This window comes from Synechococcus sp. BO 8801 (assembly GCF_002252675.1).
Taxonomy (GTDB): domain Bacteria; phylum Cyanobacteriota; class Cyanobacteriia; order PCC-6307; family Cyanobiaceae; genus Cyanobium.
The window spans coordinates 1-7941 of sequence record NZ_NQKY01000039.1 but is presented as its reverse complement, the minus strand read 5'-3'; the positions used below and the strand labels follow the sequence as shown (position 1 = coordinate 7941).

General features: G+C 72.7%; 7 protein-coding genes. 3 read left to right on the top strand and 4 right to left on the bottom strand.

Annotated elements, in window-relative coordinates; all coding sequences use genetic code 11:
- The first annotated feature begins 262 nt into the window (after window positions 1–262).
- Together CJZ86_RS17460 and CJZ86_RS17455 are read left to right on the top strand one after the other, a co-directional pair.
- On the top strand, window positions 263–1462 hold the full coding sequence (locus tag CJZ86_RS17460; RefSeq protein ID WP_233134066.1) for a hypothetical protein: 1200 nt from the start codon (window positions 263–265) through the stop codon (window positions 1460–1462).
- A complete protein-coding gene (locus CJZ86_RS17455; RefSeq protein ID WP_233134065.1) occupies window positions 1438–2508 on the top strand; it encodes a type II secretion system protein GspD in 1071 nt (356 codons plus the stop codon). The genes CJZ86_RS17460 and CJZ86_RS17455 overlap by 25 nt, the downstream gene beginning before the upstream one ends.
- An 18-nt stretch (window positions 2509–2526) precedes the next feature.
- Here CJZ86_RS17455 and CJZ86_RS16265 read toward each other — a convergent pair whose 3' ends face one another.
- Genes CJZ86_RS16265 through CJZ86_RS16250 form a run of 4 tightly spaced genes read right to left on the bottom strand, consistent with a single transcriptional unit; the run spans window position 2527 to window position 7018 of the window.
- Window positions 2527–3354: a pentapeptide repeat-containing protein gene (locus tag CJZ86_RS16265; protein WP_094587458.1), complete on the bottom strand. Its 828-nt coding sequence runs from the start codon at window positions 3352–3354 to the stop codon at window positions 2527–2529.
- Between the two features lie 10 nt (window positions 3355–3364).
- The gene (locus CJZ86_RS16260; protein WP_233134064.1) at window positions 3365–5212 is read right to left on the bottom strand and encodes a transglutaminase TgpA family protein; all 1848 of its coding nucleotides are present in this window, start codon (window positions 5210–5212) and stop codon (window positions 3365–3367) included.
- Window positions 5209–6120 carry a DUF58 domain-containing protein gene (locus tag CJZ86_RS16255; RefSeq protein WP_094587456.1) on the bottom strand — a complete coding sequence of 304 codons (912 nt, stop codon included), beginning with the start codon at window positions 6118–6120 and terminating at the stop codon, window positions 5209–5211. Before CJZ86_RS16255 ends, CJZ86_RS16260 begins: the two co-directional genes overlap by 4 nt.
- The gene (locus CJZ86_RS16250; RefSeq protein ID WP_094587455.1) at window positions 6107–7018 is read right to left on the bottom strand and encodes an AAA family ATPase; all 912 of its coding nucleotides are present in this window, start codon (window positions 7016–7018) and stop codon (window positions 6107–6109) included. Before CJZ86_RS16250 ends, CJZ86_RS16255 begins: the two co-directional genes overlap by 14 nt.
- 109 nt (window positions 7019–7127) lie before the next feature.
- On the opposite strand from CJZ86_RS16250, the gene CJZ86_RS16245 reads away from it, so the two are divergent.
- Window positions 7128–7941, top strand: an 814-nt coding sequence (locus CJZ86_RS16245; protein ID WP_094587454.1) for a pyridoxal phosphate-dependent aminotransferase, incomplete at its 3' end; no start/stop codon positions are given.

Here is a 7941-nt window from a genome sequence, read left to right as displayed (position 1 = left end):
CTGCCGCAGCGGCCCCCGCGGGGGCAGCCCCGGCCCCGGCGGCGGCACCCACGCCAGCCCCGGCGCCCGCGGCCGCTCCGGCGCCCGCACCGCCGGCAGCACCGACCCCAGCTCCCCCCGCCCCTTCCAACTGACCATGCCGATGCAACGGGATCCGGCAACTGGCCGTTTCGTCCGATCGCCGATACCATTCGTCGGATTCGGAGATCAGTGGAACGTGGCAAAACGTCAGTGGCGGCACGTTCTTTTCGCGTCTCTCGGCTTGGTGGCCCTCCAGGGATCGGGTGTCTCCGCCGCCTTCGCCGCGGTCGCCCCTGCACCCGCAGGTGGTGCCTCCGGCGCCCGGTTTTCGGAGATCGCCCAGGCCAGCGGCCCCCTCGACATCAAGCTCAGGCGGCTGCCTGATTCCGTTGAGGTGGTGATCGAGGGCACCGGCCCATCGCCGATGCTCCAGCAGACCACCCAGGGGGCCGTCTGGCTGGGCCGCCTGCAGACCGCCCAGCCGATGACCCTGCGCCGCGGCCCGGTGCAGCTCTCCCTTCCAGAGGCGGGGCTGCAGAGCATCAGCTTCGAGGGTTCGGGCAACGTCTTCGAACTCAAGGTCTCCCCCACCCCCGGATTCCCGGTGGGCCGGCCCGTGGTGAGCGGCGACGGCCGCAGCCTGATCCTCACCTTCAACGCTCCGGCGCAGACCACCCTCCAGACCCTCACCCCCAACGTCACCACCCCGGGACGGGTGCCCCAGCCCGGCTTCGTCCCGCCCCTGCAGCCGCGCGCGGTGGCCCCGCCGCTGGGGGACATGGCCGTGGGGACCATGACCATCAGCAATCCCAGCTACGTCAGCGTCAGTGGCCCGCCGGTCACCATGACCCTCCGCAACGCCCCGGCGAAGGATGTGCTGATGGCCCTCAGCCAGCTGGGCGGCTATGGGTTCGTCTATGTCGCCGACCCCGCCGCTGCAGCCACCGGTGGAACGGCCGCCGCAGCGGCGGCTTCTCCTGACCAGCGACCCATATCGATCTCCTTCCGTCGGGAGAACTACGGCCGGGCGATCAACTCGGCGCTTCTGGCGGCGGGCCTGCAGGGCAAGCGCGACGGCAACACGATTTTCGCCGGCCCCAACGTGCTGGCCAAGAGCTTCGGTTCCCAGCTCTCCAAGGTGTATCGGCTGAACCAGGTGCCCGCCAACTCGGCCGCCGACTACCTGGCCAACCTGGGCGCGCAGGTCACCAAGACCAACACGATCACCACGGCGGTGTCCGAGGGCGTCGCCGCCACGGCTGCGCCCACCGGTAGCCCCACGGCTGCCACCACCACATCCAGCACCACCACCACGGTGGAATCCTTCGGGGCCACCAATGGCCCCCTGATCGGCCTGCGGGCCACCACCGACACGCGCGCCTCGGCACCATCACCCTGGTGGGCGCCCCGCGGCTGGTGGCCATCGCCGAGCAGTACCTAAAGCAGCTCGATCTGCGCCAGCGGCAGGTGGCCCTGTCGGTGAAGATCCTGGATGTGAACCTCCAGAACGACACCGAGCTCTACAACAGCTTCGCCTTCCGCTGGGGCAACAATTTCATCGTCAACGACAACGGCACCCTGGCGGCCAATTTCGGCGGCGTTCTGGGTGGATCCTCCCTTCAGAGGGGCCTGGGAGAACCCCTGCTTCCGGGGCGACCGCTTTCTGGCTTTGTGGGGCAGACCAACCCGGGCGCTGCCGTCGGAGCGACCGGTCAGCCGCTGTACCCCAACAACAACTTCTTCGATTTCTTTCAGGCCCGCATCCTTGCTGATAATTCCAAGGTGCTGGCCAGCCCCACCCTCATTCTCCAGGAAGATCCATCCATCCTGCGAGAAGACTCCTCCGGTGGAGGAGGTGGAGCAGCAGGCGGAGGCGAAGGTTCCAGCATTTTCTCCTCTGCTTTCGATGACATCGATGCGCCCATCGGTCGCCGGAGGGGTAACGAAGGCGTGGTCCGGGTCGGAGTCAACGTCCCGACGGAAGTTTCCACCACCATCACGGGAACGGCCGGAGCCGTCACCTGTTCCATCGATCAGCTTTCCACCGCAGGTCTTGTGCTGGGGGCACGGGTTCAGAAGATCGATGACAACGGCTTCGTCACCTTCTCGCTCTCCCCAAGCATTTCTGCGGTGGAGAGAGAAATCGAGGCCGGTGGCTGCCCACCCATCAGCATCCTCCGGGTGCGTCGCCTGGATACGGGTGTGGTTCGCGTCCGCGATGGCCAGACCCTGATCCTCACTGGGGTGATCTCCGATTTCGATCGGGCCCTGGTGTCGAAATGGCCCATCCTGGGAGACATTCCCATCATCGGCCAGTTCTTCCGCGCCTCGAACAACCAGCGTGAGAAGAGGGAGCTCGTGATCATGGTGACGCCGAGGATCATCAATGACACCGAGGGCGGCACCTACGGCTACGGCTATCAGCCCTCCACCCCGGCCTCCCGCGCTTTCCTGGGAGGAGAGCCCCAGCCGGTCATGACCCCCTGATCGGGGACACGCCCTGATTCAGAAGGCCAGCGGCAGCAGGAACTTCATCGCCAGAGGGGCCACGGCCGAGGCGAACGAGGCGGCTCCGGAGAGCATCTGGCCGCCCATGCCGCTGCCCTGGTTGGCCTTCTTGCCGGGCTTCAGCAGGGCGGTGGCCACCTCGGTGAGCTGCTTCGCCTGGGCCTCCTCGCCGGCCTGGCCGTAGAGAACGGCGGCGTAGTTCAGGTCGGCGGCCGCCAGTTCGGTCTTGCCCTGTTCGGTGCGGCTGAGGCCCCGGGCCACCCAGCTGATCGCCGCGTCCGGCTGCAGCCGGATCGCCTCGGAGAACAGCTGCTCCGCCTGGGGATGGCGCCCCTCCAGGGCGGCGGTGACCCCGGCGTTGTGCAGCTCGGGGTAGCTCAGCACCGTGGGGGCCACGCCCCGGGCGTCCTGCCAGTGGCTGCGGGACAGTCCGCCGGGATCGATCTGGGCGCCGCTGAGGTCGCTCTGGCGCAGGTCGGTGCCCTCCAGATTCGCCCCGCGCAGATCGGCACCCCGCAGGGACGCCCCCTGGAGGCTGGTGAAGCGCAGGTCCGCCCCCTTGAGGTTGGCCCCATCCAGCCGGGCCTGGCCCAGGTTGGCGCGCTGCAGCTTGGCGCCCCGCAGGTCGGCGTCGCGCAGGTCGGTGTGCACCAGGTCGGCATCCTGCAGCTTGCAGCGGGGGCAGTTGCGCTGACCCAGCAGCCGCATCAGATCGGCGTCGCTTCCCGCCCGTGCCGGGCCGGCCAGCAGCAGGGCCAGCAGCGCCGGGCCGGTGAACAGCAGCCCCGTCAAGGCGATGCGGGCGAACCCTTGGGGCCGTGTCATGGTCGCCTGTTCAGGGGTGGTCCCGTTGTACCGCCTCCGCCGGCCTGTTGCCGGTCCGCAGGGAACGGCGCAGCACCCGTCCCAGACGATGGGCCGTTCGTCGTCCCGCCCGGCTGGGGGCGGCGGCGAAGCGCTGCTGCTGGTAGTTGGCCACAAAGGCCTCCAGGGGATCGGCCAGGGACGGCCAGCGCTGGCTCAGGCGCCGGGCGAAGCCGCCCAGGGTTTCCCCCGCCGCCGGTGCCATCCCCTGCCGGGCGAAGGCCCGCAGGGTCCGCTCCAGCTCCAGGCGCAGGGGATCGCCGCGGTGGCGGCGGCCCAGCCAGCCCAGGCCCCCCAGGCCGGCGGCCAGGCTGACGGCCACCGCCAGCAGCACCACCACCCCCAGCAGGTGCCGCTGTTCGCCCAGCAGCCGGGCCACCAGGGCCTGCTGCTGCTCGCCGTCGTACCCGAGCCACCAGCGGGCCCAGGCGATGTCGAGGCCCCACCACTGCTGCTGAATCCAGTCCAGCGGGCCGCCGCCGGCCCGGATCCCGGCGCCCGACGCCCCTGGGCGCGCCAGGGGGTCCCCCGCCGCCCAGGCGGTGGGATCGACGCGCCGCCAGCCCTCCCCGGCCAGCCACACCTCACTCCAGGCGTGGGCGTCGGCCTGGCGCAGGTCCACGTAGCCGGTGCCGCCCACCGGCTGGACCCACTGGCCACCGCGGTAGCCGCTCACCACCCGCGCCGGCACCCCCGCCGCCCGCATCAGGGTGGTGAAGGCGCTGGCGTAGTGGCCGCAGAAGCCCAGACGGCTCTCGAACAGGAAGTGGTCGAGGGGGGCCTGGCGGGGCAGGGCCCCGGGCTCGAGGGTGTAGCGGAAGGGCTGGCTGCGGAACCAGCCGCTGGCGGCATCCAGCCGCTCCCGGTCGCTGCCGAGGCGCCGCCAGCCGGCGGCCAGGGCCTCCAGCCGCGGGTTCTCGCCCAGCGGCAGCAGCAGGTCGACGGGGCCGGGGGGGGCGGTGCGCCAGCCGGGCTGATCCGCCGTCCGGGTCAGGGCGTAGACGCGTCGCTGGCTGCCCGGGGCCCGGTTCAGCAGTTCGCCGCTGCGCTGCAGGTTCAGGTCGGCGGACAGGGGCCGGCCGGAGCCGCTCCAGGGCACCGCCGCCAGGCCGCTGGGTTCGATCAGCCAGAGCTGGATCCCCTCCCCCGGGGCGGCGGGGGGCGGCGGCGGCGGGGTGGCCTGGCCGACCGCCGGTCGGGCGAAGGTGGGCGCGGCGCTGCGCCAGCTGCGGCCATCGAAGCGTTCATGCACCAGCACCCGCCAGTAGCGCTGCTCCAGGGGCGGGGGCTCGCCGCCGAGGGGGAAGGCGACGCGGGCGGCGGCCTGGCGGCTGACGGCCAGCCGGGCGATGGAGCCCGGCTCCATGCTGTCGCTCAGGCCGGTCATCGCCCCCATGCCCTGGCCCGCACCGAAGTTGGTGAAAGGCATCAGGCGGGGCAGCAGCAGGAACAGCACCAGGGCGATGGGCAGGGCCGCCAGCAGCACCTGCAGGCTGCGGCGCAGCAGCGCCTTCCAGTCGGGACCGGCCCCCAGTTCCAGGGCCAGCAGCCCGGCCAGGGCCATCAGGATGGCCAGGCCCTGCAGCAGGCTCGGGGCCAGTTCGGGGCGCAGGGCCGCCAGCAGGCCGGCGCAGACCAGCTGCAGCAGGGCCACCACCCGCCGTTCCTCGAGGCTGCGGGCCTCACGCAGCTTCAGGGCCGTCAGCACCGCCAGGCCGAAGGCCAGCAGGCTCAGGGACAGGGCCGGCGACAGGCCCAGCAGCCCCAGGGCCAGCAACCCCATGGTGAGCCACTGCAGGGGGGCGGCGGCGCGGCTCATCGGCAGCAGGCCAGGGCCGTCAGGCACTGGTCCCGGTGCAGCACCCCCCGGCCGGGCGCCACGCTCTGGCCGTTCAGCTCCAGGCCGTAGCTGAGGCCCCGGCCGTGCCAGCTCCAGATGCGCTCACTAAGGTGTTCGAGGGCCGTTTCCAGGGGCACCCCGGGTTCCGGGGCCAGCAGGGGGGCCGCTTCGGGGCGGTCCAGGAAGCGCTTGGCGTACTCGCCCCGCCCCTGGGCCAGCAGCTTCCAGGCCAGGCGGCTGGGGCTGTCCTGGGGGCGATGGGGGGCCAGGTCGCGCCAGTCGTCGCTGCCGTCCTGGTGGCTGGCCAGGGCCGGCTCGCCGACCACCGGTGCCGAGCCGGCGGGCAGCAGCCGCACCGGTCCGGCCCGACGGGCCGGGTAGATCAGCTGGGCCGTCTGCGGATGCCAGCGCGACCAGCAGCAGAACAGCCCCAGGGGCGCCGTCGTCTGGATCCTCAGCAGCCCGGGCCGTTGCCAGCCCCGGCCCGGCGGGGTCCAGGACACGGCCAGCTCATGCTCCCCCGCCGCCAGCGACAGGGCCGGACCCGGGGGCTCGCCCCCCAGCCGCAGGCGCACCCCCTCGCTGCGGCCCGGGCACCGCAGCCGGACGGGATAGGGGACCGGCTCGCCGGCGAAGCCCGGCGCCGGCGCGCCGCAGGCCAGCTCCACGCCCTGGAGGTTGAAGTGGGTGAGGTGCAGGGTGAGCAGGAACAGGCTCAGCATCAGGAAGCTGAGCAGCAGGGTGCCGTTGCTCTGCATCTGGACCCCCACCACCTGCAGCAGCACGGTGCCCGCCAGCCAGAGCCAGCCGAACCGCGTCGGCAGGATGTAGAGGTTGCGCATCCGCAGGCGCACCCGTTCGCCCTGCTGGGGCCTACCGAAGTCCATCGACGCCTTCCTGGAGCCGCTGGCTCAGCTCCCCCTCGCCGCCGCCGCGCTGGCCGCCGTCCATGCGGTGCTCGCAGACGGCCGCCAGCACCGCCTGGACGTCGTCCGGAATCACATGGTCGCGGCCCTCCAGCAGCGACCAGGCCCGGGCGGCGGCCAGCAGCGCCAGGCCGGCCCGGGGCGAGAGGGGATGGGCCTGGGACGGCTGGCGGCGGCTGCGCTCCAGCAGGTCGAGCACGTAGTCCAGCAGGGCGGTGCTGCAGTGCTGCCGGTCGCAGCGGTCCTGCAGGGCCAGCAGATCCTCCGGGCCGAAGGCGCCGCTGAGGCCGTCGGGCCGCAGGCCCTCACCCTGCAGCAGGGCCCGCTCGGCCTGGCGGGGGGGGTAGCCGAGGCTGAGGCGCATCAGGAACCGGTCGAGCTGGGATTCCGGCAGGGCCGAGGTGCCCCCCTGGTCGAGGCCGTTCTGGGTGGCGATCACCAGAAAGGGCCGGGGCAGGGGATGGCTGGTGCCGTCCACGCTCACCCGGCCGGCGGCCATCGCCTCCAGCAGGGCGCTCTGGGTGCGGGGGCTGGCCCGGTTGATCTCATCGGCGAGCAGCACCTGGCTGAACAGGGGCCCGGGCTGGAAGCGGAAGCTGGCGGCGGCGGGGTCGAACACGTTCAGACCCGTGAGATCCGCCGGCAGCAGATCGCTGGTGAAGCTCACCCGCTTGAAGCCGAGCCCGAAGCTGCGGGCCAGGGCTTCGGCCAGGGTGGTCTTGCCCATGCCGGGCAGGTCTTCGATCAGCAGGTGGCCGCGGGCCAGCAGGCAGGCCAGGGCCAGCCGCACCTGATGCTCCTTGCCCAGCAGCACCTCGCCGATCGCGCTGATGACCGGCTGGAGGGGGGAAGAGGGCACGGGGGAATGCGGTGCACCGGAGGCCCACCCATTGCAGCAGCCCGCTCACGCTTCCGTGTTACAACCGCCTTAATGTTCGCTGGAGCCGGTGCCAGCCCTCCACCCGGCGATGGGGACGCCTGAACCGCCCGATCCCCATGGCGGCAACCTGCAGGCGGCCGCCCGGCGGCTCGGCTGCCGCCCGCAGCAGCTGCTCGATGCCAGCGCCTCCCTGGTGCCCTTCGGGCCGCCGCCCCGGCTGCGGCGCCATCTGATCCGGGCCCTCAGCAGCGATCTGCGGGACTATCCCGACCGGGACTACACGGCCCTGCGCGACGCCATCGCCGCCTGGCACGGCCTGGATCCGGCCCGGGTCCTGCCCGGCAACGGGGCCGCCGAGCTGTTCACCTGGGCGGCCCGGGATGGGGCGGCCGCCGGCCTGAGCCTGCTGCCGGCGCCGGGGTTCGCCGACTACCGCCGCGCCCTGGACTGCTGGGGCGGCGCCTGGCGCCAGCTGCCGCTGCCGCTCGACTGGTCCGGGGCCGGACCGGGCCCCTGGCCCCTGGCCGAGGCCGCCACCAACGCCGCCGGGTCCGGCGCGGCCGTGCTCTGGCTCACCAATCCCCACAACCCCACCGGCCAGCTCTGGAGCCGGGCCACGCTGGAGCCCCTGCTGGAGCGGTTCGCCCTGGTGGTCGTGGACGAGGCCTTCCTGCCGCTGGTGCCCGGCGGGGAGGAGCAGTCCCTGGTGCCGCTGCTGACGGACCACCCGCGGCTGGTGGTGATCCGCAGCCTCACCAAGCTGTTTTCGATCGCCGGGCTGCGGCTCGGCTACGCCCTGGGCGACCCCGGGCGGCTGGCCCGCTGGGCCGCCTGGCGCGATCCCTGGCCCGTCAACGGGCTGGCGGCGGCGGCGGGCCGGTTCCTGCTGGCCGATCAGGCCG